The sequence below is a fragment of the Micromonospora sp. RV43 genome, from assembly GCF_001029515.1.
GTDB lineage: Bacteria > Actinomycetota > Actinomycetes > Mycobacteriales > Micromonosporaceae > Micromonospora > Micromonospora aurantiaca.
Map to the genome: position 1 here is coordinate 1 of NZ_LEKG01000110.1, position 24,878 is coordinate 24,878.

Annotated in this window: 20 protein-coding genes and 1 pseudogene; 10 read left to right on the forward strand and 11 right to left on the reverse strand. The window is 73.4% G+C overall.

From position 1 onward, the window contains the following. A partial coding sequence (locus tag ABD52_RS23885) for a bifunctional diguanylate cyclase/phosphodiesterase (RefSeq protein WP_047893315.1) occupies positions 1-2,399 on the reverse strand: 2,399 nt, incomplete at its 3' end. A gap of 646 nt (positions 2,400-3,045) precedes the next feature. Here ABD52_RS23885 and ABD52_RS41000 point away from each other — a divergent pair. The 6 genes and pseudogenes from ABD52_RS41000 to ABD52_RS23910 all read left to right on the forward strand — a co-directional run. Next, positions 3,046-3,261, forward strand: a pseudogene (locus ABD52_RS41000) (transcriptional regulator); the annotation flags it as partial. A 37-nt stretch (positions 3,262-3,298) separates the two neighbouring features. Then, positions 3,299-6,052, forward strand: coding sequence for a tetratricopeptide repeat protein (locus ABD52_RS23890; RefSeq protein WP_235437543.1), 2,754 nt, complete (start codon positions 3,299-3,301; stop codon positions 6,050-6,052). Positions 6,053-6,305: 253 nt separating this feature from the next. Next, positions 6,306-6,797, forward strand: a complete 492-nt coding sequence (gene moaC, locus ABD52_RS23895) for a cyclic pyranopterin monophosphate synthase MoaC (protein ID WP_013289345.1) — start codon at positions 6,306-6,308, stop codon at positions 6,795-6,797. Beyond that, positions 6,794-7,264 carry a molybdenum cofactor biosynthesis protein B gene (locus ABD52_RS23900; RefSeq protein WP_013477514.1) on the forward strand — a complete coding sequence of 157 codons (471 nt, stop codon included), beginning with the start codon at positions 6,794-6,796 and terminating at the stop codon, positions 7,262-7,264. The genes moaC and ABD52_RS23900 overlap by 4 nt, the downstream gene beginning before the upstream one ends. A 37-nt stretch (positions 7,265-7,301) precedes the next feature. Continuing rightward, on the forward strand, positions 7,302-8,561 hold the full coding sequence (locus ABD52_RS23905; RefSeq protein ID WP_047893316.1) for a molybdopterin molybdotransferase MoeA: 1,260 nt from the start codon (positions 7,302-7,304) through the stop codon (positions 8,559-8,561). Between the two features lie 35 nt (positions 8,562-8,596). Then, positions 8,597-9,022: a molybdenum cofactor biosynthesis protein MoaE gene (locus ABD52_RS23910; RefSeq protein ID WP_176921779.1), complete on the forward strand. Its 426-nt coding sequence runs from the start codon at positions 8,597-8,599 to the stop codon at positions 9,020-9,022. A 4-nt stretch (positions 9,023-9,026) separates the two neighbouring features. On the opposite strand, the gene ABD52_RS23915 is transcribed toward ABD52_RS23910, so the two are convergent. Both ABD52_RS23915 and ABD52_RS23920 read right to left on the reverse strand, forming a co-directional pair. Continuing rightward, positions 9,027-10,451, reverse strand: coding sequence for a glycosyltransferase 87 family protein (locus tag ABD52_RS23915; RefSeq protein ID WP_047893317.1), 1,425 nt, complete (start codon positions 10,449-10,451; stop codon positions 9,027-9,029). Positions 10,452-10,658: 207 nt separating this feature from the next. Beyond that, positions 10,659-11,204, reverse strand: coding sequence for a DoxX family protein (locus ABD52_RS23920; RefSeq protein WP_047893318.1), 546 nt, complete (start codon positions 11,202-11,204; stop codon positions 10,659-10,661). A 135-nt stretch (positions 11,205-11,339) separates the two neighbouring features. On the opposite strand from ABD52_RS23920, the gene ABD52_RS23925 reads away from it, so the two are divergent. Continuing rightward, positions 11,340-11,885, forward strand: a complete 546-nt coding sequence (locus ABD52_RS23925; RefSeq protein ID WP_013289339.1) for a GNAT family N-acetyltransferase — start codon at positions 11,340-11,342, stop codon at positions 11,883-11,885. 57 nt (positions 11,886-11,942) lie between these two features. Here ABD52_RS23925 and ABD52_RS23930 read toward each other — a convergent pair whose 3' ends face one another. Together ABD52_RS23930 and ABD52_RS23935 are read right to left on the reverse strand one after the other, a co-directional pair. After that, positions 11,943-13,178, reverse strand: coding sequence for an ATP-binding protein (locus tag ABD52_RS23930; RefSeq protein WP_047893319.1), 1,236 nt, complete (start codon positions 13,176-13,178; stop codon positions 11,943-11,945). A gap of 143 nt (positions 13,179-13,321) precedes the next feature. Beyond that, positions 13,322-14,077, reverse strand: a complete 756-nt coding sequence (locus ABD52_RS23935) for a hypothetical protein (protein WP_047893320.1) — start codon at positions 14,075-14,077, stop codon at positions 13,322-13,324. 85 nt (positions 14,078-14,162) lie between these two features. Between ABD52_RS23935 and ABD52_RS23940 the strand changes: the two genes are divergently transcribed. Then, a complete protein-coding gene (locus tag ABD52_RS23940; protein WP_235437544.1) occupies positions 14,163-15,170 on the forward strand; it encodes an EamA family transporter in 1,008 nt (335 codons plus the stop codon). An 11-nt stretch (positions 15,171-15,181) separates the two neighbouring features. Further along, positions 15,182-15,814, forward strand: coding sequence for an A24 family peptidase (locus ABD52_RS23945; RefSeq protein ID WP_047893322.1), 633 nt, complete (start codon positions 15,182-15,184; stop codon positions 15,812-15,814). Positions 15,815-15,845: 31 nt separating this feature from the next. Here ABD52_RS23945 and ABD52_RS23950 read toward each other — a convergent pair whose 3' ends face one another. The 5 genes from ABD52_RS23950 to ABD52_RS23970 form a co-directional block, all read right to left on the reverse strand. Continuing rightward, the gene (locus ABD52_RS23950) at positions 15,846-19,031 is read right to left on the reverse strand and encodes a UvrD-helicase domain-containing protein (RefSeq protein WP_047893323.1); all 3,186 of its coding nucleotides are present in this window, start codon (positions 19,029-19,031) and stop codon (positions 15,846-15,848) included. 94 nt (positions 19,032-19,125) lie between these two features. Continuing rightward, positions 19,126-20,397, reverse strand: coding sequence for a metallophosphoesterase (locus tag ABD52_RS23955; RefSeq protein ID WP_013289333.1), 1,272 nt, complete (start codon positions 20,395-20,397; stop codon positions 19,126-19,128). Positions 20,398-20,408: 11 nt separating this feature from the next. Next, a complete protein-coding gene (locus ABD52_RS23960; RefSeq protein ID WP_013289332.1) occupies positions 20,409-20,654 on the reverse strand; it encodes a MoaD/ThiS family protein in 246 nt (81 codons plus the stop codon). 2 nt (positions 20,655-20,656) lie between these two features. Further along, positions 20,657-21,670: a GTP 3',8-cyclase MoaA gene (gene moaA / locus ABD52_RS23965; protein WP_047893324.1), complete on the reverse strand. Its 1,014-nt coding sequence runs from the start codon at positions 21,668-21,670 to the stop codon at positions 20,657-20,659. After that, entirely contained in the window at positions 21,667-22,581 is a 915-nt protein-coding gene (locus ABD52_RS23970) for a fructosamine kinase family protein (protein WP_047893325.1), read from the reverse strand. The genes moaA and ABD52_RS23970 overlap by 4 nt, the downstream gene beginning before the upstream one ends. A gap of 152 nt (positions 22,582-22,733) precedes the next feature. On the opposite strand from ABD52_RS23970, the gene ABD52_RS23975 reads away from it, so the two are divergent. After that, a complete protein-coding gene (locus ABD52_RS23975) occupies positions 22,734-23,936 on the forward strand; it encodes a DUF4192 domain-containing protein (protein ID WP_047893326.1) in 1,203 nt (400 codons plus the stop codon). Between the two features lie 65 nt (positions 23,937-24,001). Here ABD52_RS23975 and fdhD read toward each other — a convergent pair whose 3' ends face one another. Then, complete coding sequence (gene fdhD / locus ABD52_RS23980) at positions 24,002-24,856, reverse strand: formate dehydrogenase accessory sulfurtransferase FdhD (RefSeq protein WP_013477503.1); 855 nt, start codon at positions 24,854-24,856, stop codon at positions 24,002-24,004. Positions 24,857-24,878 lie beyond the last annotated feature (22 nt).

Below are 24,878 nucleotides of genomic sequence, written 5' to 3' on the forward strand. Positions count from 1 at the left end.
AGGCGGATGACGGCGCCGGCGTCGTGCAGCGCGGGTGCGAGCGCGCCGGTCCGGCCGCCGTGGCCGCGCTGGAGGGCGGCGAGGAGCGCGGCTGCGGGCAGTGGCCGGGCGAACAGGTGGCCCTGCCCGGCGGCGCAGCCGAGTTCCCAGAGCGCGCGGCGTTGCGGTTCGCTCTCCACGCCCTCGGCGACCACGGTGAGGTCGAGGCTGCGGCCGAGGTCGAGGGTGGAGCGGATCACGGCGGCGGCTTCGGGCGCGGTCTCCATGGCGCCGACGAAACTGCGGTCGATCTTCAATTCGTGTACGGGGATGCGGGAGAGCAGGGAGAGCGACGAGTATCCGGTGCCGAAGTCGTCGAGTGCGAGCCGGACGCCGGAGTCACGCAGGCGGCTGAGGACGCGGTCGACGACGTCGAGCTGGCTGAGGGTGAGCGTCTCGGTCAGTTCCAGCACGAGCCGGTCCGGCGGGAGGTCGTGGGCGCGTAGCCGGGCCAGCACGGCGCCGGGGAAGCGGGCGTCGAGCAGGCTGCGCGGGGACACGTTCACCGAGACGGGCAGGTCGAAGCCGGCGTCGCGCCAGGAGCCGGCGGCGATGAGCGCCTGGTCGAGGATCGCCTCGGCGAACGCGGGGAGCAGCCCGGAGCGTTCCACCGCTTCGAGGAAGCGCAGCGGGTCGATGAGCCCGTGGGTGGGGTGGTGCCAGCGGGCCAGGGCCTCCGCGCCGATCACCTCGCCGCTCGCCAGGTCGACGATGGGCTGGAAGTTGACGGTGAACTCGTGGTCGGCGACGGCGCGGGGCAGTTCGCCGCCGAGGGTGAGCCGGCTCAGGTCGGCGGTGTCGCGGGCCGGTGCGTAGGTGGCGACCCGTTGGCCGGCGCGTTTGGCCTGGTACATGGCCACGTCAGCGCGGCGCAGCAGTTCGGCCATGCCGCCGGTGGCGGGGGCGACGGCGATGCCGCCGCTGGCCTCCACGCTGATCCGCATGCCGTCGAGGTCGAGCGGGTCGTGCAGCGCCGCGAGCAGGGCCTCGGCGCGGTGGGCGGCGACGGCCGGTGCGGGCAGGCCGCGCAGGAGTACGGCGAACTCGTCGCCGCCGAGCCGGGCGACCAGGTCGTCGGGGCGGGCCGCGCCGCGGAGTCGTTCGGCGACCTGGATCAGCACCTGGTCGCCGGCGCCGTGCCCGAGGGTGTCGTTGACTTCCTTGAAGTGGTTGAGGTCGATCAGCACCAGGGCGGTGACACCGTCGGCGTGCCGGCTGGTGAGCTGGGCGCTGCCCTCGTCGAGCAGGTGCCGCCGGTTGGACAGGCCGGTGAGGGCGTCGTGGGTGGCGGCGTAGGCGTGGTCCTCGGCGATGCGGGCGAGTTCGGCGTACGCCTGGGCGTTGCGGACCGCGGTGCAGAGGGCGGAGGCGAAGGTACGCAGGGTGTACTGCTCGCGTTCGGAGAGTTCGACCGGGCCGGCGAACCGCAGCCGCAGCACGCCTACGTCGTCGGTGCGGTCGTGGCCCTCCAGCGGGACCGGCATGACCTGACCGTCGACGGTGCTGGGCCGGGGGGCTGTTCCGTCGTACGCGATGTCCGTGCCGTTGCCCCGGACGGTGCGTTCGCCGTCGCGCAGCTCGATCTCGACCTCGTCGGCGGAGAAGAGTTCGCTGGCCTCGGTGACCGCTGTGGTGAGCACCTGGTCGAGGTCGACCACGTTGAGGGCGTCGGTGGCGCGGGCCAGGCGCTGCCATGCCTGCTGCTCGGTGCGGGTGCGGATGCGGCTGGAGTAGGCCAGGTGCAGGCTGAGCACCAGCGCCGGTACGGCGAGCAGCAGGCGGGGGTCGACCCGCAGGATGAGCACGGTGCTGGCGGCCACCAGGAAACGCAGGCCGAAACCGGCGATCCGCAGGTCGAGGTCGTCGCGGAACTGCTGGAGGATCGGTGTGCGGGAGGCGAGCGCGATGACCGGGATCGCGAGGACGTCATCGAGGACCGCAGCCACCAGGTAGACGAACCCCAGCAGGACGACGATGCCGAGTGGCTCCCGAGGTGGCCAGGCGCTTCCCAGCAGCAGGGTGGCGACAGTGGCTCCGCCGGCCACCAGTGTGTGCTTCGCGATGGCGAATGCCACCTTGATGGGGGCCAGGCGGGTGACTGATCCGCACGCCACGCCGATCCCGGTGGCCAGGACGACCCACGAGGGCGGAGCGACAGCGAGGCCGATGACGATCGCGGTCTCGACCCAGGCGAAGTAAAAGGTGGTGGAGCGGATCCGCAGACGGGTCTTGATGACGGTGGCCAGGGTCACCGTCACGACGAGGGCTGTGACGGTGACGAAGTCACGTACGGAGTCAGGGTGTTGTGTACGGGCGGAGTAGATCGCGGTGAGGGCGACGATCGTCGCCCCCGCGACCAACGTGTAGACGATCCCGCGCAGGTGTGGGTCGACAGCCGTTCGGCTTTCCGTGGTTCGGCTCAACCCGAGTCACCCGCCGCTCACCGTCGGTATGCGATGAGCGGCAGCCTACCGCTTCACCCGGGTCCGGGAAACTCATCCCCATTCGGTGCTGCGCATTGTGCTGCCCTCCTCGGATATCGCTTCGGGGCGGAATGGTCACGGACTGAAGTCGTTACTTCGATCCGCTGCCGCTCATTGCCGCCGGCGCCCTGTGCCTTCTTTGCGCGTATCCGCGCCTTGCTGACTGAAGGCAGATTAGGGGATATTCGAGTTGGTCTGAAAGAATTAATGTCGGTATGCGCAATATAAGTAACTATTGCGGGTTAAATGACGTTCTGTCCATGGCCTGCTTGCGGAGCGAAGCCGACTGTCTCCTTTAGGTACCCGGGCCGTCGCTGAGCGCATCGAATAGCGCGATACCACTCGGTCCGTGTGTAGCGTCGCTGTGGCGGCGAAACATTACAACCGTGCTTCGGGTGACTTCGGCAGACGTGTCGGACGACGGCGGCGACCAGCGCCTGAGCCCGGGGCGACGCCTCTGTGACGAATCGATTACGCTGTCGCTTCGTGGTGGGCGGGTGCCCACTGAGGCTGGAACAGCAGCATGGAAATCCGGGTTCTCGGGGGCTTGGCGGCGCGACTCGGCGCCGTAGACCTTCCGCTTGGAACGCCCAAGCAGCAGTTGGTGTTCGCGCTACTCGTCGCGCGGGCCAACCGGCTGGTCACGGTTCACGACCTGGTGGACGAGCTGTGGCCGGACGCTCCACCACGGTCGGCGATCGCAAACGTCCGGACCTACGCCGCCAATCTGCGGCGGAGTCTCGGCTCGGGTGCGGACGACGAAGCGAGGATCGTCCGTGAACCGGGCGGCTATCGACTTTCTCATCGACGAGAAGCTGATCGATCTGCATCGACTGAACGTGCGCTCGCGCCGCGCCCGGGAGTTGATACGGGAGGGGCGGTCGACGCAGGCCGTCCCGGTGCTCGTCGAGGTGGTCGGCGCGGCGGCCCCACTGCTCGCAGGGTTGGCGCTGGGGCCGGCACTCACCGCTCAGCGCGAGGCCGTGAGTCAGGAACGGCAGGCGGCGCTGGAACTGTTGACAGAGGCATATCTCGACCTCGGGCGCCCCGAATCAGCGGTGTCGTTACTGCGTGACCACGTCTCGCATCAGCCGCTGCGCGAGCGGGCGCAGTGTCTCCTGATGCGCGCGCTCATCCAGACCGGCGACGCAGCGGGCGCCCTGGCCGTCTACCGCGCCACTCGCGAGGCGTTGTCCGATCAGCTCGGGGTGCCACCCAGCGCGGAGATGGAACGACTTCGTGTGGCGGCCACCCGGGCGCGACGCCGGATTCCGGAATCGGCGCGCGAGGTGGAGACGATCCGGAGTGGTGCTCATAAGCGCAATTGGTTGCCGCGGACGGTGATGGATTTCGTCGGCCGGGAGGAAATGGTCGATCGATTGTTGTGCGAAGTGCGGGAGGCATCCGGGCAGGGTCCGACGATCCGGGTGATCGACGGCATGGCGGGCTGCGGCAAGACGACCCTCGCCCTGCATGTGGCCTCCCGGTCGGCCGAGCGCTTCCCCGACGGGCAACTTTTCGTCGACCTGCGGGGACACAGCACGCGAACACGGATGCGGCCCACGGTGGCCCTGGACACGCTGCTTCACCAACTGGGTGTGCCGGCCGGCCGGATACCGCTGGAACTGCCCGACCGGCAGGAGATGTGGCGGCGCGAACTGGCCGCGCGTTCGGTGCTGGTGGTGCTCGACAACGCCGCCGACAGCCGGCAGGTCGAGCCGCTGCTACCCGTCTCCGGATCGGCCGTCGTCCTCGTCACCAGCCGGCGGCGCCTGCTGGCACTCACCGAACGACCGCCGGTGTCCCTCGCCGTCCTCGCCGAGGCCGAGGCGCTCGAACTGCTCGCCACCCTCATCGGGAGCGGCCGGGTGGCGGCCGAGCCGGAGGCCGCGCGACAACTGGTCGCCATCTGCGGCTGCCTCCCTCTCGCTGTCGGACTGGCCGGCACCCGGCTGGCACATCGGCCCGACTGGCGGATCTCCGACCTCGTCGACAGGTTGAGCCACAGGTCGATCTTCCTCCCCGGTCTCCGCGCCGAGGCGCGAAGCGTGGTGGAGGCGTTCGCCGAGTCGTACGAGCCGCTCGACGAGGCGTGCCGGAAAGCCTTCCGATCCTTCGGGCTGGCGGCCGGGAACCACCTCGACACCGCCATGGTCGCCGCCCTCACCGACCTGCCCCTGCGGGACGCGGCGGACGTCCTCGACGAACTGGTGGACCGCCACCTCGTGCAGGAGACCTCGGCCGGCCGGTACCGCCTGCACGACCTGATGAGGCGTTACGCCGCCGAACTGGCCCGGCAGGAGGACGAGCCGACGACCGGGCGACCGGCGATCCGGAACCTGCTGGATCACGTGTTGCACTCGGTGGTGCGGGCGTCCGCGTCGATCGAGGACGGCCGGGTGCTCGCGCAGCACCTGCGGCTCGGAGAACCGCTTCGACCGGATCTGCTCGCCGGACGCGTCGACCGCGACCTGGACTGGCTGGAGGAACAGCGGTCGAACCTGGACGCCTTCGTCCGTCAGGCGGCTGACCAGGGCCATGAACCGATGGCGTGGCGTCTGGCTCGCGCCGGTTGGCGGTTCTTCTACATACGCGGCTACTTCGACGACATATCGGCCACGCACGCGGTGGGTCTCGCCGCCGCCCAGCGGTGCGGGGACCGGCACGCCGTGGCCCTCATGCACAACTATCTCGCCTCGGCGTGCGTACGCACCGGCGCCTACCAGGACGCTTCGGCACACCTGCACGAGGTCGTGTCGATCCTCACCGGGCTCGGTGACGAATCGGGCGCCCATCGGGCACGGTTCAACCTCGGCGCCGTGCACTGGCTGACCGGGCGGCTCCACCAGTCGCTCGAAGCCAACCGCATGACGCTGCGCAGCTGTGCGCTGGACACCCTTCCGGTCCTGCCGAACCTCGGCCTGACACTGCGCTACCTCGGTCGTTACGACGAGTCGATGGCGGTTCATCGGCTGCACCTCTTCGCCGCCCGGATCAAGCAGGATCCGTTCCACATGTCGAACGCACTGGGGCATCTCGGTGGCCTAAGATACCGCCTGGGACAGAACGCGGCGGCGGAGCGCCTGCTCCGAGCCTCGCTCGCGCTCCGGGATCGCACCGGCAACGGCTTCGGCCGTGCCGAGACGCTCAGCGACCTCGCCGGCACCTACCGGCAACTCGGCCGCTACGACGACGCGCTGCGGCACCACGAGGCCGCCATCGAGGCCGCCGCCGCATCCGGCGAGCGGCACGTCCAGGCCCAGGCACGCAACGAGCTGGCCGTCACCCTGGGAGCCACGGGGCGAGCCGACGAAGCGGTGGCCGTCTTCGAGGAGGCACTCGCCATCGCCACCCGGATCGGCCATCCGTACGAGCAGGCCCGCGCCCTGGACGGCCTGGCCGGACATCTTGCGGAGAAGGAGTCGGCGCAGGCGCGACGGTACCGGCAGCGCGCGCTGGCGATCTTCGAGCGGATGGGTGCGCCCGAGCGCCACGACCTGCGCCGGCAGCTCGCCGAGACGCCGGCCTGAACCGGCTTATCGATTTCTTATCGCGGCGTTCGTTAGCGTCCCCGGCATCGGCCACGGGGAGGGTTCAGCGCCAGAGCGGACCCGGCCGGACGAGGCCCCCACCGTCAGTTCCCCCCAGCGAATCGGCGGTGGGCAGGTGAGGGAGGGGCGTCGTGCACCGGCACCCGACACGACGCTCCTCCCCGCCGCAGGCCGCGGCACCCGGGCAGGCCGGAGCACCCGCGTCGTCGTACCCGGCGGATAGGGTCGGGCCGTGACCGAACCCGCGCAGCTCACCCACGTCGACCCGGCCGGTGCGGCCCGGATGGTCGACGTCTCCGCCAAGCCGGTCTCGGGCCGGCTCGCGGTCGCCGCCGGCCGCCTCCGCACCACCGCCGAGGTGGTGGAGTTGCTGCGCCGCGACGGCCTGCCCAAGGGCGACGCGCTCGCCGTCGGCCGGCTCGCCGGCATCATGGGCGCCAAGCGCACGCCCGACCTGATCCCGCTCTGCCACCCGATCGCGTTGCACGGCGTCACAGTCGACCTCGACCTCACCGCCGACACGGTGGAGATCACCGCCACCGCGAAGACCGCCGACCGCACGGGCGTGGAGATGGAGGCGCTGACCGCCGTGGCGGTCGCCGGGCTCGCCCTGGTCGACATGGTGAAGGCGGTCGACCCGGCCGCCTCGGTGGACGCCGTCCGGGTGCTCCGCAAGGAGGGCGGCAAGACCGGCGAGTGGGTCCGGCCGGAGGACCGGCCGTGATCCGGGCCCGGGTGATCGTGGCGTCCAACCGGGCTGCCGCCGGGGTGTACGAGGACACCAGCGGCCCGCTGCTCGTGACCGGGCTGCGCGAGCTGGGCTGCGAGGTCGACGCTCCGGTGGTGGTGCCCGACGGCGAACCGGTCGGCGACGCCCTGCGTGCCGCCCGCGCAGACGGCGTCGACGTGGTGCTGACCAGCGGTGGCACCGGCATCACCCCGACCGACCGCACGCCCGACGTGACGCGCGCGCTGCTCGACTACGAGATCCCCGGCATCGCCGAGGCGATTCGCGCGCACAGCCGCGACACCGTGCCGACGGCTGCGTTGTCCCGCGGGCTGGCCGGGGTGACCGGCCGGACGCTCGTGGTCAACCTGCCGGGCTCACGCGGTGGCGCCCGGGACGGCCTGGCGGTGCTCGGGCCGATCCTGCGGCACGCCGTCGACCAGCTTCGCGGCGGCGACCACTGAACCCGCGCGGCACGTGCCCCGGCGTTAGGCTCGCCGGATGAGCACGGAAACCGAAGCCGCCGCGGCCGAGGCCGGCACGCCACCACCGGCCGGGTGGGAGGAGGCCCGCTCCCGGGTGTACGCGGTGGGCCTGTCCGCCGCGCTCCCCGCGGTCGCCCGTCCGCTGGCCGAGGCCGACGGGCACACCCTGGCCGAGCCGCTGACCACGCGCACCGACCTGCCGGCGTTCCCCACCTCCAGCGTGGACGGCTGGGCGGTGCGCGGCGCGGGGCCGTGGCGGGTGGTCGGGCGGGTGCTCGCCGGGCAGACCGCGCCTCCGCTGGAGGCCGACGGCAGCACGGTGGAGATCGCCACCGGCGCGATGGTTCCCGAGGGCACGACGGCGATCCTGCGGATCGAGGAGTCGACGCGAACCTCGGACGGCCTGGTGTCCGGCACGCCCCGCCCGGCGCCGGAGTGGCGGGAGCCGGGCGAGGAGGCGCACCTCGGGGAGGTACTGCTGCCCGCCGGCACGCCCGTGGACCCGGCGGTGATCGGCCTGGCCGCCTCCTGCGGGCACGACACGCTGCGGGTCCGCCGCCCACCCCGGGCCGCGCTCCTGGTCTTCGGCGACGAACTGCTCACCTCCGGTCCGCCCGGCGCCGGGCGGGTCCGTGACGCGCTCGGTCCGTCGGTGCCGGCCTGGCTGCGCCGCTACGGCTGCCAGGTGCGCGCGGCCGACGTGGTCGGCCCGGTCGCCGACACGCTGCCCGCGCACGTGGCGGCGCTGCGGGGCGCGCTCGCCAACGCCGACCTGGTCTGCACCACCGGCGGCACCATGCACGGTCCGGTCGACCATCTGCACCCGACGCTGGAGGCGCTCGGCGCCGACTACGTGGTGAACACCGTGGCGGTGCGCCCGGGTTTCCCGATGCTGCTCGCCCGGCTGGTGGACGGCGACGGGCGGGTGCGGTTCGTGGCCGGTCTGCCCGGTAACCCGCAGTCGGCCGTGGTGGCGCTCGTGTCGCTCGTCGCGCCCCTGCTCGCCGGTCTCACCGGCCGGCAGATGCCGGTACTGCCGCACGTGACACTGGCCGAGCCGATTCCCGGGCGCGGCGACTACACCCATCTGGCGCTGGCCCGCTGGGACCGCGTCGCCGGCACCGCGTACCCGGTGCGGCACGTCGGCTCGGCGATGCTGCGTGGGCTGGCCGGCGCGGACGGGTTCGCGATGATCCGGCCCGGCACCAGCGGCGCGGCCGGCGACCGGGTGCCGCTGGTGCCGCTGCCACTGACCCCCGGGGAGCGATTCGGGTGAGCGCGACGAACGAGCCGACGGGAGACGTCGTGACAGTGGAAGCAGGCGTGGTGCTCGGCGCGGTGACCGACCGGCCGCTCGACCTGGCCGCGCACGAGGCGGCGGTCGCCGACCGCCGTGCCGGCGCGGTGGTGTCCTTCCAGGGCGTGGTCCGCGACCACGACCACGGGCGGGCGGTCACCCGGCTGGAGTACGAGGGCCACCCCACCGCCGAGGCGGTACTGCGCGAGGTGGCGGCCGAGGTGGCGGCCGACCCGCAGGTGTACGCGGTGGCGGTGTCGCACCGGATCGGCCCGCTGGAGATCGGTGACGTGGCACTGGTGGCGGCGGTCAGCACGGCGCACCGCGCGGCCGCGTTCGCTGCCTGCGCCCGGCTGGTCGACGAGGTGAAGGCGCGGCTGCCGATCTGGAAGCGGCAGGTCTTCGACGACGGCACCGAGGAATGGGTGAACTGCCCCTGAGGGCTCAGCGCCGGGCGGCGAGCGCGGCGGTGCGGCCCAGCCGCTCGTGGTAGAACGCCGGCTCGGCGCCGGGACGCCACGGCAGCGCCGCGACGAGCACGATCAGCGCGATGGCCAGGGAGTTCTCCATCAGCGCGCCGAACAGGCCGTCCTGGTAGTGGGACACCTCGGGGAGTTGGTGCTCGTACGGCCAGATCGGTGAGATCAGGAACAGCAGGTAGAGCCCGAGCGCGCCGACGCCGTGGCGGAGCCCGGTCAGCGTCGGGTACCAGATCGGCGGGCGCAGTGCCGGCACACCGTTGGCCGAGGGACCGCCGGTGCCGCGCGGGGGCAGGCCGCGGCTGGCTTCGCGGCGGCGTACCGCGGCGTCGGCCAGCACGATGATCGCCGGGATGACCCAGATCAGGTGGTGCGACCAGGAGATCGGGCTGATCACGTTGGCGGTGAGCCCGACCAGCGTGAACGCGGTCAGCTCGTCGCCGTCGGCGCGGGCGCTCATCGCCCGGGACAGGCCCAGCGCCAGGATGAGCACCGAGAACGCCAGCCAGAGCAGGCCGGGCGTCTCGATCGAGTCGTAGAGGCGCGCCAGCAGACCGGCGAGGGACTGGTTGGCGGTCATGTCCGCCGCGCCGACCCGCTCGGTCTGCCAGAGCACGTCGGCGAAGTACGCGCGGGACTCCTCACCGAGCACACCGAACGTAGCGATGGTCACGCCGATGGCGGTGCCGACAGCGGTGAGCGCGGCCCGCCACTGCCGGGTGAGCATCAGATAGGCCACGAACAGCGCCGGGGTGAGCTTGACCGCTGTGGCGAGCCCGATGCCCGCACCGGCCCAGGCGCCGCTGTAGACGAACCGGGCCAGCGGCGAATCGGCCGTCTCGTAGTGGGTGCCCCGCTTGGCCCGCCAGCGCAGGCCCACCATGTCCGCCATGATCAGCGCGAACAGCAGCAGGTTGACCTGCCCGTAGCCGAGCGTCTCCCGGGACGGCTCGATGGCGACTGCGAGCGGGGTGGCGATGCCGACGGTGAACCAGAGCGGCCAGCCGAGCCGGTCCACGATGGGGCGTAGCAGCGCCGCGAGGACGACGGCGAGCGCGCCGATGCTGGCGAGCGCGTTGACGAAACCGGCGCCGTCGACCGGCAGCCACGACATCGGCAGCATGACCAGGGCGGCGAACGGGGGGTAGGTGAAGCCCAGCGTGGTCGAGGGCGCGACGAAGTCGTACAGCTCGTTGCCGCCGGCCCACCACAGCACCGCGCCGTGGTAGATCTTCATGTCGAAGAAGTTGTACGGCCGTCCGAAGGCGCCGATGGCGAGCCACGCGGCGTACGACACGGCGGCGACGACGCCGAGACGCACCACGATCCGGCGGTCGACGCGGGAGGTCGGGGCGAGGCGGTTGGTCCGTCTACCGACTGTCGTCGGCATGGCGTGGCCACCCCCGTACCAAGGTCGTCGTACCCGTCCAGGTCCAGAACGGAGCCTAGAACGGCGCCTCACGTTGCTGCCTCCCGCGTTACGCGACCGTGTCCGATCCCACACGTGTTTTTGACATTTCCACCGCGTTAACGGGTCTCGGACGGTTCAGGTGATTGGTGGCCTTGCGGGGGGTGGTAGGCCGTACAGAGTGCCTGGTCAGCCGGGCATGCGGCGGGCGGTCGCCGCGGAGCGTACGGCGATCTTCGTCTCGCGGCGTGCCGTGCGGACCGCGCGCTTGACCGACCGGCGCAAGTGGTCGATCCGGTGGCCGGCGCGCCAGCGCAGCCCCGGCTTGCCCTCGGTGTCGGCGGCGGCGAGGAGGAGGCCACCGAGCAGGCCGAGGTTCTTCAGGAAGTGGATCTGGTTGTTGTTGCGCGCGGCCGGGTCGTCGTTGTTCCAGAAGGCGTGGCCGGCGGCGGTGGTCGGGATGAGCGTGCCCGCGAGCACCAGCGCGGCCGGACGGGTGAACCGGCCGGTGGCGAGCATCAGGCCGCCGACCAGCTGGGTGGCGGCGTTGGCCCGGATCAGCGAGACCGTGTCGGTGGGGATGCGGGGGTGCACGTTCTGGATCAGCGGGGCGACCTTCCCGGTGACCGGTTCCGCGGCCTGCACCAGGCGTTCCGGGTTGCGCAGGTTGCGGGCGCCGCTGACCACGAAGATGCCGCTCAACATGACTCGGGCGAGGGAGCGCACGGGCTTCATGGCTCAGTCTTACCCCGTCGGGGGCGTCGTCATCCCCGCAACACACGAAAGGTATCGGCCGACGTGGACGTCCGAACGGTATCGATTTCAGCGACCGTCGCGGATGGACCGGTTGCGTTCGGTAAGGTCGCGCGGGTGACGACGCTGCGACTGCGCCCCGAGGGCCCCGCCGACGAGGCGCCGGTGGCCCGGGTGCTGGCCGCCGCCTTCGCCCGCCCCGACGTGGCCACCCCACCGGAGGTCGGCCTGGTCGAGGAGCTGCGGCACAGCCCGGCGTGGATCCCGGAGCTGGCCATGGTCGCCGAGTACGGCGGCGAGGTGGTGGCGTACGCGCTGCTCACGCGCGTCGGCGTACGCACCGAACGCGGCACCTGGCCGGCGCTGGCCCTGGGTCCGGTGGCGGTGGCGCGGCACCGGCAGCGGCTGGGGCACGGCACGGCGGCGGTGCAGGCGGCACTGGACGCCGCGACCGAGCTGGGCGAGCGGCTGGTGGTGGTGCTGGGCGACCCGGCCTACTACCGGCGGTTCGGGTTCGGCCCGGCGGACCGGCTGGGCCTGACCAGTCCCTGGTCCGGGCTGGGGGAGCCGTGGCAGGCGCTGGTGCTGCCGCCGTCGGCGAGCGGAGAGCCGTCACCGCCGTCCGGCGAGGTGGTCTTCCCGCCACCGTGGTCGCGGGTCTGAGCGGTCCGGATCGCGGCCGAGCGGCCTGAGACCGCGTGGCCCGAGCGGCCTGAGCCGTCAGGCGGGCTGGGTACGCAGGTAGCGGCCGAAGTGCGGCACTGTGAACGCCACAGTCCCCCGCTCGCCGGAGTAGATCAGCCCCTTCTTGATCAGCGCGTCACGCGCCGGGGAGAGGCTGGCCGGTTTGCGGCCGAGCGCGCGGGCGATCTCGGCGGTCGGCACCGCCGCGTCCATGTCGTCCCGGGCGCCCTCCTCGCCGTCCACCAGCGCCAGCGTGGCCATCGCGCGCATGTACTCGCGTTCGGCAGGCGTGGCCCGCTCGAACCGGGAGCCGAAGAACCCCACCGCCAGTTCGGCCTCCGCCTCGGGCGCGGCGACCCGGACGTCCGCCGCGGTGATCGGGGAGCGGGGTGCGTGGTCCCAGGTGGCCTTCCCGTACGCCTGGACGAAGTAGGGATAGCCACCCGACTTCTCGTAGAGCAGGTCGAGCGCCTTCTGCTCGTACTCGACCTCCTCCCGCTCGGCCGGCGCGCAGAGCGCCTGGTCGGCGGCGATCCGGTCGAGCCGGTCGATGCGCTGGTAGCGGTAGAGCCGCTCGGAGTACGACTTGGCGGCGCTGAGCACGGCCGGCAGGTGCGGCAGGCCCGCGCCCACGACGATGAGCGGCGCGCCGAGCTGCGACAGCTCGTGGCAGGCGGCGCAGAGCGCGGAGACGTCCTCGGCGCCGACGTCCTGCATCTCGTCGATGAAGATCGCGATGCCGGTGCCGACGTCGGTGGCGACCGCCGCCGCGTCGCTGAGCAGTTCGACCAGGTCGATCTCGATGTCGCCGGAGTCGGCGCGCCCGCTGCTCGCGGGTACGTCGATGCCGGGCTGCCAGCGGTCGCGCAGCTTGGGTGCCGCGCCGCCCCGCCCGGTGGGGGTGGAGCGTTGCGCGAACGCCTTGAGGACGCCGAGGAACGCGTCGATCCGGTCCGGGGCACGGTGCCGGGGCGCCAGCTCGCGGACGGCCATGTGCAGCGCGGCGGCGATCGGGCGGCGCAGCGACTGGTCCGGCCGGGCCTCGATCTTGCCGGTGCCCCAGAGGTGGTTGATCGCCTCGGACCGCAGCGTGTTGAGCAGGACCGTCTTGCCGACTCCCCGCAGGCCGGTGAGCATCAGGCTGCGTTCGGGGCGACCGCGGGCGATCCGTTCCAGCACCACGTCGAAGACGTCCAGTTCCCGCCCCCGCCCGGCGAGTTCGGGCGGGCGCTGGCCGGCGCCCGGTGCGTACGGGTTGCGGACCGGATCCACGAATCGCACAGTATCGGGTTCTCTAGCGACCAGGCTAGATGCGCATAGAGGCGGCTACCGCGTGTCGGCCTCGATACAAAACTAGGGCTGTCTAGCGTGGATGCTAGACAGCCCTAGTTTTGGTTACCGACAGGCGGACAGGGTCAGCGGCGCTTCAGACAGAGCACGAAGTCGAGCGTGTCCAGCTCACTGTCGAAGAAGTACCAGTCGGTGTAACCGGCCACCTTCCCGCACTTCGCCTCCGCGTCCTTCTTGCCGCTCGTCGCGCCGTCGATGCGGCGCAGCACCTCGTACGTCTTCGGGGCGCAGTCGGCGATCACCAGCTTCGGCTGGCCGCCGCCACCTTCGTTGGCGACGCACTGGCCCGCCTTGACGAAACGCGGATCGGTCGACGAGGCCGGGGCCGCCGTCGTGGGCGTCGTGTCGGCCGGTTCGCTCGGCGGCGCGGCCTCGCCGGTCGGATCCGCGGCCGGCGCGGTGGCAGCTGTCGTGCCGCCGGTCGGGCTCTGCTCGTCCCGGCCCAGCATCCAGTACGCCCCGGCGCCGCCCAGCAGCAGCACGGCCAGCACGATCACCACCACCAGCAGCGGGCCCTTCCCGCGCTTCGGCGGCGTCGGCTCGGCGTACGGCGGCTGCCCGCCGCCGTACGGCGGCCCGGCATAGGGGTCACCCGGGTGGCCCTGCTGCGGCGGCCCGGGTGACCAGGCCGGTCCCGGCTCGTAGCGCTGCGTCGGCGGCCCGTACTGATCGGCCGGCGGGCCGTACTGCGGGTCGGGCTGCGGGGCGTAACGCGGGTCGCCCGGCGGGGCGTAGCGGGGATCGGGCTGCGGGGCGTAGCCGTCGTCGGGCCGTCCCCAGGGCTCGGGAGAGCCGCCGCCCGGTGGACCGAAGTTCGACATGAACGCCTCCTGCGTACGCCAGTGCTGAGAGGCCGGCCACCAACTGGGGACGCCGACGCCGTGGTCACCGTAGCGTGGTCCCACGATGAGCTCACGCCCTACGAGTGCGACGAACGTTGTCGATTCCGCGACGCCGCCGGCCCGCACCGCGCTGATCTGGACCGCACTCGTGCTGGTCTACCTGCTCTGGGGCTCGACCTACCTGGGCATCCGGGTCGCTGTCGAGTCCCTGCCGCCACTGATCTCCGCGGCGATGCGGTTCGCCGCCGCCGCGGTGGTGCTCGCCGTCGTGCTGCGCCTGCGACGTGGACCCGGCGCGTTGCGGGTGCCCGCACGCCGCGTCGGTTCCGCCGCGCTCGTCGGTGTGCTGCTGCTCGCCGGCGGCAACGGCCTGGTGGTGCTCGCCGAGTCCGGCCCGGCCGGGACCGCCGTACCGTCCGGGGTGGCGGCGCTGCTCGTCGCCACCGTGCCGCTGCTCGTGGTCCTGCTGCGGACGGCGGGTGGGGACCGGCCGCGACCGTGGACGTTCCTCGGAGTGGCACTCGGCTTCGCCGGTCTGGTCCTGCTCGTGCTGCCCCGCGACGGGGTGGACGGCGTGCCGGTGGCAGGCGCGCTGACAGTGGTCGCCGCGGCGGCGAGCTGGTCGGTCGGCTCGTACCTGTCCGGGAAGATCCGGATGCCCGCCGACCCGTTCGTGGCCACCGTCTACGAGATGGTCGCCGGCGCTGCGGTGCTCGCGCTCGTCGGCGTGGCCCGAGGTGAGCTGCGCGGCTTCTCCTTCGCGGACGTGACCGGACGGTCCTGGGCGGCGATGGCCTACCTGATGGTGGCCGGTTCGCTGGTCGCCTTCACCGCGTACGTCTGGCTGCTCGCCCACGCGCCGATCTCGCTGGTCTCCACGTACGCGTACGTGAACCCGGTGGTCGCGGTGGCACTCGGCGCGTTGTTCGTCGCGGAACCGATCACCTCGCAGGTGCTGATGGGCGGTGCGGTCATCGTGGTCGGCGTGGCGGTGGTGGTGAGCACCGAGCGACCCCGCCGGTCCCCGCCACCAGCCGTCGACGGGACGGCCGGGAAGCCGGCCGGGCGGTAGCGTCCCGGCCCGTGTCGGCGCTGCTGGTGACGGGGGTCGCGCTGCTGGGTGCGGCGGCCGGGTGGGCGGCGGTCCCGGTCGGGCGGTCCTTCGTTCCCGACACCGGCGGCCGGGTCCGAACTCCGAACCGGAGTGTGCTCGCCCTCGTCGGCGCCGTGGTGTTCGGCGGGCTCGCCGCCCGGGGCGCCGATCCGGCGCTGGCCGCGCTGCTGCCGGTCGCCGCCACCGGGTTGGTCCTCGTGGTCACCGACCTGACCGCGCTGCGCCTGCCCGACCCGCTCGTCGGCCTGGTCGCGCTCGGCGGCGGGCTCGGACCGGCCGCTGCCACAGCGGCGACCGGCGAACCGCGCCACCTGGCCGTCGCGGTGGCCGGGGCCACGCTCTCCTTCATCGGGTACGCGCTGCTGGCGCTGCTGCCCCGCGCCCGGCTCGGCTTCGGCGACGTGAAGCTCGCCGCCGCGCTCGGGCTGCCGCTGGGCTGGCTCGGCTGGCCGGCGCTGCGGCTCGGGCTGCTCCTGCCGCACGTGCTCGCCGGAGTAACGGTGCTGGTCCTGCTCGCCGCCGGCCGGGTACGCCGGGACACGCCGGTGCCGTTCGGCCCGGCGCTGCTCGGCGGCGCGTGGCTCGCCGCCGTCCTCGGCTGACCTGCGCGCTCGGCCCGGGCGCCGCGGGCGGTCAGATCAGACGGAGCTGGTGGTCCTTCGGACGGCGGGGCTCGGTCGCGTCCAGACGCTCGAACAGCGCCGGGTCGATCACGTCGAGGAACGGCGACGGGCGGGTGTCGCGTTCCGCGCCGTGCCGGGCGCGGCGGCCCGCGTGGCTCACGTAGAGCCGGTCCTGTGCCCGGGTCAGCCCGACGAAGAACAGCCGGCGCTCCTCGGCCACCGCGTCGTCGTCCGGCTCGGATCCGGGCCAGCGCAGCGGCAGCAGCCCGTCCTCGGCGCCGACCAGGAACACCACCGGGAACTCCAGACCCTTCGCGGCGTGCAGCGTGAGCAGCGTGACCGCCTCGGCGCGCGGGTCGAGCGCGTCCACCTCCGCGCCGGTGGCGAGCTGGTTGAGGAACAGGTCGAGGTCGTCGCCGCAACGCCGGGCCAGCGGGGTGAGCAGGTCCACCGCCGTGCGGACGTCCTCGGGGCGTACCGCGCCGGAACCGTCGAGCGTGGGCACGGCGAAGCGCTCGGCCAGGATCTGCCCGGCCTGCCGTACCCGGGCCGCGAGCGAACCGTCCAGACCGGCGTGGCGCAGCTCGCGGGCGATTGCGGGCACGCCGGGACGGTCGCGCAGCCGGTCGTGCGAGCGCTTCTGCACCGGGATGTTCGCCCGGGCCAGCGCGTCCACGATCGGTGCGGCCTGCGCGTCGGTCCGGTAGAGCACCGCGATGTCGGAGAAGGACAGCGAGGTGGTCCGCCCGTCGATCCGACCCGAGTCGAGCGAGCGGTGGGACAGGCCGCCGACCAGCTCGTCCACGGTACGGACCACGAAGTCGGCCTCGTCGTAGGCGGAACTCGCCGCGTACCGGCCGACCAGCGGTGCCTCCGGGTCGAGCCGGGCCGGGTCGAGACGCCGGCCGCGCACCAGCGACGACGGCGCGATGGCCTGTACGGCGGCGGCCAGGATCGGCGCGGAGGAGCGGTAGTTGCGGTTCAGCCGGACCAGCCGCGCGTCGGTGAAGTCCTGCGAGAACCGCAGGAAGTAGCCCACGTCGGCGCCCCGGAACGAGTAGATCGCCTGGTCCGGGTCACCGATCGCGCACAGGTTGCCGTCCGGCGGGCTGAGCAGCCGCAGCAGCTCGTACTGCACCGCGTCGACGTCCTGGTACTCGTCAACGAAGATCCACTTCCACCGCTCGCGGTACTCGCGGACCAGCTTCCGGTCACCCTTCAGCAGGGCCGCCGGCAGCGTCAGCAGCTCGTCCAGGTCGACCAGGTCCCGCTTGCGCAGCAGTGCCACGTACCGCTCGTCGTCGTCACCGGCCTCGGCGCGCGCCGCCGCCCGGTCCGCCTCGTCGGCGATCCGGAAGTCCGCCGGCAGCCCGGCCGCCGTCGCGTTCTCCCGCAGCACGGTCAGGCCGAGCGAGTGGAACGTACCCACTGTGACGTCCTCGGCGACCGGGCCGAGCAGCCCGTCCAGCCGGTGCCGCAGCTCCTCGGCCGCCCGCCGGGTGAACGTGATCGCCAGGCACTGATCGGGGAAGACGTTCAGCTCCGCGCACAGATACGCGATCCGGTGGGTGAGCGTGCGCGTCTTGCCGGTGCCCGGACCGGCCACGATCAGCAGCGGGCCACCCGGCGCCGACGCGGCCACCCGCTGCATCGCGTCCAGCCGGTCCAGCAGGCCGGTGCCGACCTCCTCCATCCCGGCGAGCATCGGCTCGAACGGCTCGTGCGGAGACGGCGGCGGCGCGATCGGGGGCGCTGGCGGCGGCGTGCGCTTCGGCTCCGGCCGGGCCGGCGCCGGGCGCTTGGCCTTCGGCTTCGGCGCCGACTCCGCCGGCCGCCGCTGCGCGGGCACCGGTACGTCGAACAGCGTCTCCTGCCCGGCCCGGGCACCCCCGGCGCCCAGTTCCGCCGGGTCGAACAGGGTGATCACGCCGTACTCCCCGTCGTAGCCCGGCACCCGGCGCACGTCGCCGCGGCGCAGCCGGCCGATGCCCTCCGCGAGCAGCTCGCCGCCGACGCGGCCGATCTCCTCGATCGGGGTACGCGTGAGGATCTCCAGCTCCGGGCCGAGCGCGGCGATCAGCTCGTTGAGCTTGCCCTCGACCTTCTTCGACCGCGCGCCGACCCGGTTCAGCTCGCCCAGGATCTCGGCCAGCGGCACCAGATGGGTCACCTCGCGGGCGTGCGCCGGCCGGTGCCCCGCCGCGCGGTCCGCCAGCTCCTCGACCCGGCTGAGTACGCCCACAGTCAGCGGCTTGCCGCACTCCGGGCAGCGTCCGCCCGCCTCGCGGGTCCGCTCCGGCGACCAGTTCACGCCGCACAGCCGGTGCCCGTCGGCGTGGTACTTGCCCTCCTCCGGGAAGAACTCGACGGTGCCCGCGAGCCCGTTGCCGGTCCGCAACGCCTCGCGGATGGCGAAGTAGTCGCGGGCGGCGGTGAGGACCGTGGCCTCCCGGGCCAGCGCGGGCGGCGAGTGCGCGTCCGAGTTCGACACCAGCTGGTAGCGGTCCAGGCTGCCGACCCGCCAGTTCATCTCCGGGTCGGACGACAGGCCGGTCTCCACCGCGAAGATGTGCTCGGCCAGGTCGGCGTAGCAGTCGGCGATCGCGTCGAAGCCGGACTTCGAGCCGAGCGCGGAGAACCAGGGCGTCCAGATGTGCGCGGGCACCAGGTAGCCGTCCGGGCTCGCCTCCAGCGTGATCTCCAGCAGGTCGCGGGAGTCCAGCCCGAGGATCGGCCGGCCGTCCGAGCCGAGGTTGCCGATCCGGCCCAGCGCGGTGTTGAACCGGGCCACCGCGTCCAGGTCCGGCAGGTAGATCAGGTGGTGCACCTTGCGCGTCCGGTCGTCGCGCTTGTAGATCGTGGAGATCTCCACGCTCAGCATGTACCGGACCGGGTCGGCCTCCGCCTCACTGGCCAGCCGGGGCGGCAGCCGCCGGGCGACGTCCCGTTCCGCCTCGGGTGAGAGCCGGTACAGGCCCGGCTCGGCCGGGTGCAGCGTCTCGCGCAGGTGGTCGTACCAGGCGGGATGGGTGAAGTCGCCGGTGCCGAGCACGCCGATGCCCTTGCGCCGGGCCCACCAGGCCAGGTTCGGCAGGGTCAGGTCGCGGCTGCACGCGCGGGAGTACTTCGAGTGGATGTGCAGATCCGCGACGTACGGCGGGAGGCCACCGGGGGGTGCGGCGCTGAACGGAGGCACGCCGCATCCTGTCACGTCCGGTCCCCCGCCCGCCCGTCGCCACGCGTACGGGTGACCTGAGCAATGCGGTGCTGGACTCGGCGGCCCATGCACGCTATTGAGCGCGCAGCTCGACGAGCGTCACCTGGGGAGGCGCGCCCACCCGCACCGGCGGGCCCCAGAAGCCGGCGCCGTTCGTGACGTAGACCTTCGTGCCGTCGACCTCGCCGAGACCGGAGACCACCGGCTGTTCGAGCTTCACCGCCAGGTTGAACGGCACCATCTGGCCGCCGTGCGTGTGCCCGGAGAGCTGGAGGTCGACGCCGAACTTCGCCGCCTCCTGCGCGGCCACCGGCTGGTGCGCCAGCAACACCACCGGCCGGCTCGGGTCGCGGTCGCCGAGAGCGGCGGCGTAGTCGGCGGGCGCGGCCACCCCGGTGCCGGCGGCGCTCACGTCGTTCACCCCGGCGAGGTCCAGCACGCCGCCCCGGGCCTGGATCTCCTGCCGCTCGTTCTGGAGCACGCGCAGGCCGAGCCGGTCGACCTCGCGGACCCACTCCTCGACGCCCGAGTAGTACTCGTGGTTGCCGGTCACGAAGAAGCTCCCGTACCGGGACCGCAGGTCGCGCAGCGGCTCGGCGGCCTCGCCCAGTTCGGCCACCGTGCCGTCGACCAGGTCACCGACCACGGCGACCAGGTCGGCGTCCATCCGGTTGATCATCGCGACGATCCGCTCGGTGTGCGCCCGGCCGCGCAACGGCCCGATGTGGATGTCGGAGACGGTGGCGATACGCAGGCCGTCCATGCTGCGGGGCAGCTTGGCCAGCGGGATCTGCACCCGGTCGAGCTGCGGCGGACCCATCGCGGTGCGGACGCCGTACCCGGTGACACCGGCTGCGGTGAGCCCGGCGAAGATCGCCGCCCCGCGCGCGAGCAGCAGCCGCCGGGAGGGGTCGTGGTCCGGCGCGTGGGTGCCGGCCGGCGGCGCGTCGGTGGGGTCGACCGGCGGCGGCGTCGGACCGTCCGCCGTCGCCGCGCCCACGAGCGCGGGCTCGGGCTCCGGGCCGGCGGCGACCGCCGAGCGGGCCCGCCGACGCAGCACGAGCCGGACCACAGCGGTCGGCACCTCCAGCACAAGCAGCAGCACCAGTAGGTAGAACATGAGCGCGACCCAGAGGTAGCCGGGCCAGGCCAGCCAGTACCAGCCGTTGCGCGTGCCGGCCATGGTCACCGGCACGAGCACCGCCAGCGCCGCGATCGTCACGCCACCGGCCCGGCGCCACCGCCCGGGGCGCGTGGTGTCCCGGACCAGCCGCCTCCACAGGTAGAAGTGGATCAGGCCGATCACGAGCACGACGAAGCCCAGGAATGTCGCCATGGCCAGCACGTGTGCCCCCCTCAGCCGCCCGCGAAGGGCGGCAGCACGTCCACCGTCACCCCGGCCGGCAACAGTGCCCGTCGATCATGACAGGCCACGCCGTCGACCAGGAAACTCGCCGCCTTCAGCACCACCGCGAGGCGTTCGCCGTGCCGGGCGGCCAGGTCATCGAGGAGTTCGTCCAGGGACCGGCCGGCGGATGCGGTCTCCTCGGATCGTCCCGCGGCCGCGCGGGCCCCGGCGAAGTAGCGGACTGTGAGCTCCACCCTCAGCCTCCGATCGCCGACATCGAGCGCGCGGGCTGGAGGAACGTCGGGTCGTCGATGCCGTGCCCGGCCCGCTTGGCCCACATCGCGGCGCGCCAGCGGCGAGCCAGCTCCTCGTCGTCCGCGCCGTCGCGCAACGCGCCGCGCAGGTCCGACTCCTCGGTGGCGAACAGGCAGTTGCGCACCTGGCCGTCGGCGGTGAGCCGGGTGCGGTCGCAGTCGCCGCAGAACGGCCGGGTCACGCTGGCGATCACCCCGACCCGGGCCGGCCCGCCGTCCACCAGCCACGTCTCGGCCGGTGCCGCACCGCGCTCGGACGGGTCCGGCGTCAGCGCGAACGCGGCGTGCAGGGAGGCCAGGATCTCGTCGGCGGTGACCATGGTCGTGCGGTCCCAGCCGTGCTGGGCGTCGAGCGGCATCTGCTCGATGAACCGCAGCTCGTAGCCGTGCGCGAGCGCGAACCGGAGCAGCGCGGGCGCCTCGTCGTCGTTCGTGCCGCGCATGAGCACCGAGTTGATCTTCACTGGGGTCAGCCCGGCTTCCGCGGCCCCGGCCAGCCCGGCGAGCACGTCGGCGAGCCGGTCGCGGCGGGTCAGCGCGGTGAACCGGTCCCGGTCCAGCGTGTCGAGGGAGACGTTGACGCGATCCAGCCCGGCGGCACGCAGCGCCGGCGCCATGCGGGCCAGACCGATGCCGTTCGTGGTCAGCGAGATGCGCGGCCGGGGCGTGAGCGCGGCGACCGCGGCCACGATGCCCGGCAGGCCCGGCCTGATCAGCGGCTCGCCGCCGGTGAAGCGCACCTCGGTGATGCCGAGCCGGGAGACCGCGACACCCACCAGCCGGATGATCTCGTCGTCGGTGAGCAGTTGCGGATTGGCCAGCCAGGGCAGGCCCTCCGCCGGCATGCAGTAGGTGCAGCGCAGGTTGCACTTGTCGGTGAGCGAGACCCGTAGGTCCCGGGCGACACGGCCGTACCGGTCGGCGAGGACGCCGTCGGCCGTCCGGGGGGCGCTCATCCCTCGACCGTAGCGCGGTCGGGCCCCCGGAGGGCGGCACGGGCGGTGGAGCGGACCGCGTCCGCGTACGCCGCGCCGAAGATCGCGGTGTGCACGAGCAGCAGATGCAACTGGTGCAGCGGTACACGTTCCCGCCACCCGTCGGCGAGCGGCCACGCCTCCCGGTAGGCGGCCGTGATCCGGTCCAGGTGCGGCGGACCGCCGAACAGCGCGAGCTGGGCCAGGTCGGTCTCGCGGTGGCCGCCGTGCGCGGCCGGGTCGACCAGCCAGACCCGGCCGTCGGCGCCCCAGAGCAGGTTGCCGGGCCAGAGATCGCCGTGCAGCCGGGCCGGCTGCTCGTCACCGCCGAACTCGCCGATCCGCTCGACGACCTGCTCGACGAGCGCCGCCCCGGCACCGTCGAGCGCGCCGCCGTCGACCGACATGCGCAGGTAGGGCAGCAGGCGGCGCCGGGCGAACCAGTCCGGCCAGGGACCGGGGTCGGGCGTGTTGTCCTGCGGCAGCGCGCCGATGAACCCCGGCCAGTCCGCGCCGAACGCGGGCGCCCCGGCGCGGTGCAGCCCGGCCAGGTCGCGGCCGAACGCCTCCGCGGCCTCCGGCGTCGGCTCGCCGGGCTCCACCCAGTCGAGCGCCAGCAGGTCGGGCAACGCGACGAGCACATCCGGTACGGGCACCGGGCCGGCCCCGCGCAGCCAGCGCAGCCCGGCCGCCTCGGCGGCGAAGAAGCCCTCCGGCAGCGGACGCGCCGCCCGTTCCGGCCAGGTCTTGGCGAACACCGAGTGCCCGTCGTCGAGAGTGAGCAGGGAGGCGGCGCAGATGTCACCGCCGGAGACCGGGGTCTCCCGGATCCGCTGGTGGGTCAGGAAGGTCGGCAGGTGCTCCGGGTGTGCCCGCAGGTACGCCAGGTCCATGTGCGCAAGGTAGCGGTTACCCCGGACATCCGTGTGCCGGGCGGCACCGCCGATCGCCGCTGCCCTGGACCGATACGCTCCGTATCTGTGGACGGACCGCGTGTCGTCCACAGGGGCGGACGCGGTGACGCGCGACCGCCCACGCTCCCGGCATGAACTCCACCGAGCCAGCGCGCCTCTCCGTCCGCTCGCCGGCCGACATGGTCGCGGCCGTGCCCTACCTGCTCGGCTTCCATCCCGCCGACAGCGTGGTGGTGGTCGCGGTACGCGGCCGCCGCGTCGTCTTCGCCGCCCGTGGTGACCTGCCCGCACCGGGTGCCGACCCCGGTCCGGCGGCCCGGCACCTGGCCCAGGTGGTGGCCCGGCAGGACGCCGACGCCGCCACAGTCGTCGGCTACGGTCCGGCCGCCCGGGTGACGGGCGTCGTCGACGCGATCGGCGACGCGCTGACCGCCGCCGGGCTGGTGGTGCTCGACGCGCTGCGGGTCACCGAGGGCCGCTGGTTCTCGTACCTCTGCGTCGAGCCGTCCTGCTGCCCGCCCGAGGGCACCCCGTACGACCCGGCCGCCAGCCAGGTCAGCGCGGCGGCTGTGTTCGCCGGTCAGGTCGCGCTGCCCGACCGGGCCGCGCTCGCGGCGCAGGTGTCCCCGCTCGACGGGCCGGTTCGGCTCGCCATGCGCCGGGCCACCGGTCGGGCACGCCTCCGCCTGGCCGCGCTCACCGGACGGCCGTCCACGCCGTCGGCAGGGAGCCCGGCCGGAGGCTTGCCAGCCGACAGTTCGAGGGCGGGTGCGGAGCCGCCGGTTCCGGCGGACGGTGCTGGGCCGGAGGGGGAGTCGTCGGTCCCGGTTGGCGGGCCCGGGTCGGGCGGCAAGTCCCAGGCGCCGGCAGGTGGTGCCGGATCAGGTGGGGAGCCGCGGGCCGTGCGGACGGCGGGCACGGCCGCGGTGCGAGCGGCCTTCCGCCGGCAGCGGCGTGGTGAGCGGCTGGACGACGACGAGATGGCCTGGCTGACAGTGCTCCTCACCCACGTCGCGGTACGCGATCACGCCTGGTCCCGCACCGACGGCCGGGACGAGGACATCAGCCTCTGGACGGACGTGCTGCGACGCGCCGAGCCGGACCTGATCGCCGCGCCGGGCTGTCTGCTGGCGTTCGCCGCGTGGCGATCGGGGCACGGGGCACTTGCCGCTGTCGCCCTGGAACGGGTGTTGTCCGCCCACCCCGGCTACTCGCTCGCGGTGCTGCTCGACGAGGCGCTCCGGCGGGGAGTCGCCCCGTCGGCACTGGACGGGTGGCCCGGTTCCGACGACGGCGCGGTGCTGCGGCGCCGCCGACGCAGGCCACGCCGATGAGCGGTCACCCTGCCGGGCGGTCACCCGCCTACCGGGCCGCCGACGGCCGCCACGCCGGTGAGCGGTCACTCGCCGATGCGCGCCGCCCCGGCGTAGACGTTCATGGTCGGCCCGCGCAGGAAGCCGACCAGCGTCATCCCGGCCTCCTCGGCCAGCTCGACCGCGAGCGTGCTCGGCGCGGACACCGCCGCGAGCAGCGGCACGCCCGCCATCCACGCCTTCTGGGTGAGTTCGAAGCTGGCCCGTCCGGAGACCAGCAGGACGTGCCCGGCCAGCGGCAGCCGCCCTTCCCGGGTGGCCCAGCCGAGCACCTTGTCCACCGCGTTGTGGCGCCCGACGTCCTCGCGCAGCACGACCAGCTCCCCGTCGGGGGTGAAGAGGCCGGCGGCGTGCAGGCCGCCGGTGCGGTCGAAGGCGCGCTGCGCGGCGCGCAGCCGGTCCGGCAGCCCGGCCAGCAGTTCGGCGGTGACCACCAGCGGGTCGTCCCGCACCGCGAACTGCGAGCGGGTGCGTACCGAGTCGATGCTCGCCTTGCCGCACACGCCGCACGAGCTGGTGGTGTAGAAGTTGCGCGACGGGTCGGTGACGGGCTCCGGCACGCCGGGCGAGAGCACCACGTCGACCACGTTGTAGGTGTTCGGGGTCTCCGCGCCGGCGCAGAGCTGCGCGGTGTGCACGTCCTCCGCCGACCGGATCAGCCCTTCGGTGAGCAGGAAGCCGATCGCCAGGTCCAGATCGTCGCCGGGAGTGCGCATCGTCACCGCCAGCGGCCGGCGTCGTCCCGGACCGGCCGCGCCGACGCGGATCTCCAGCGGCTCCTCCACGGCCAGGTTGTCCTGCCGGCCGATCCGCCCCCGGCCGTCCCCGGCCGCGTCGAGGTCGATCCGCAGCACACCACGCCGATCCGTCGCCCGTCCCATGCCGCCATCCTCCCCGGGTGCC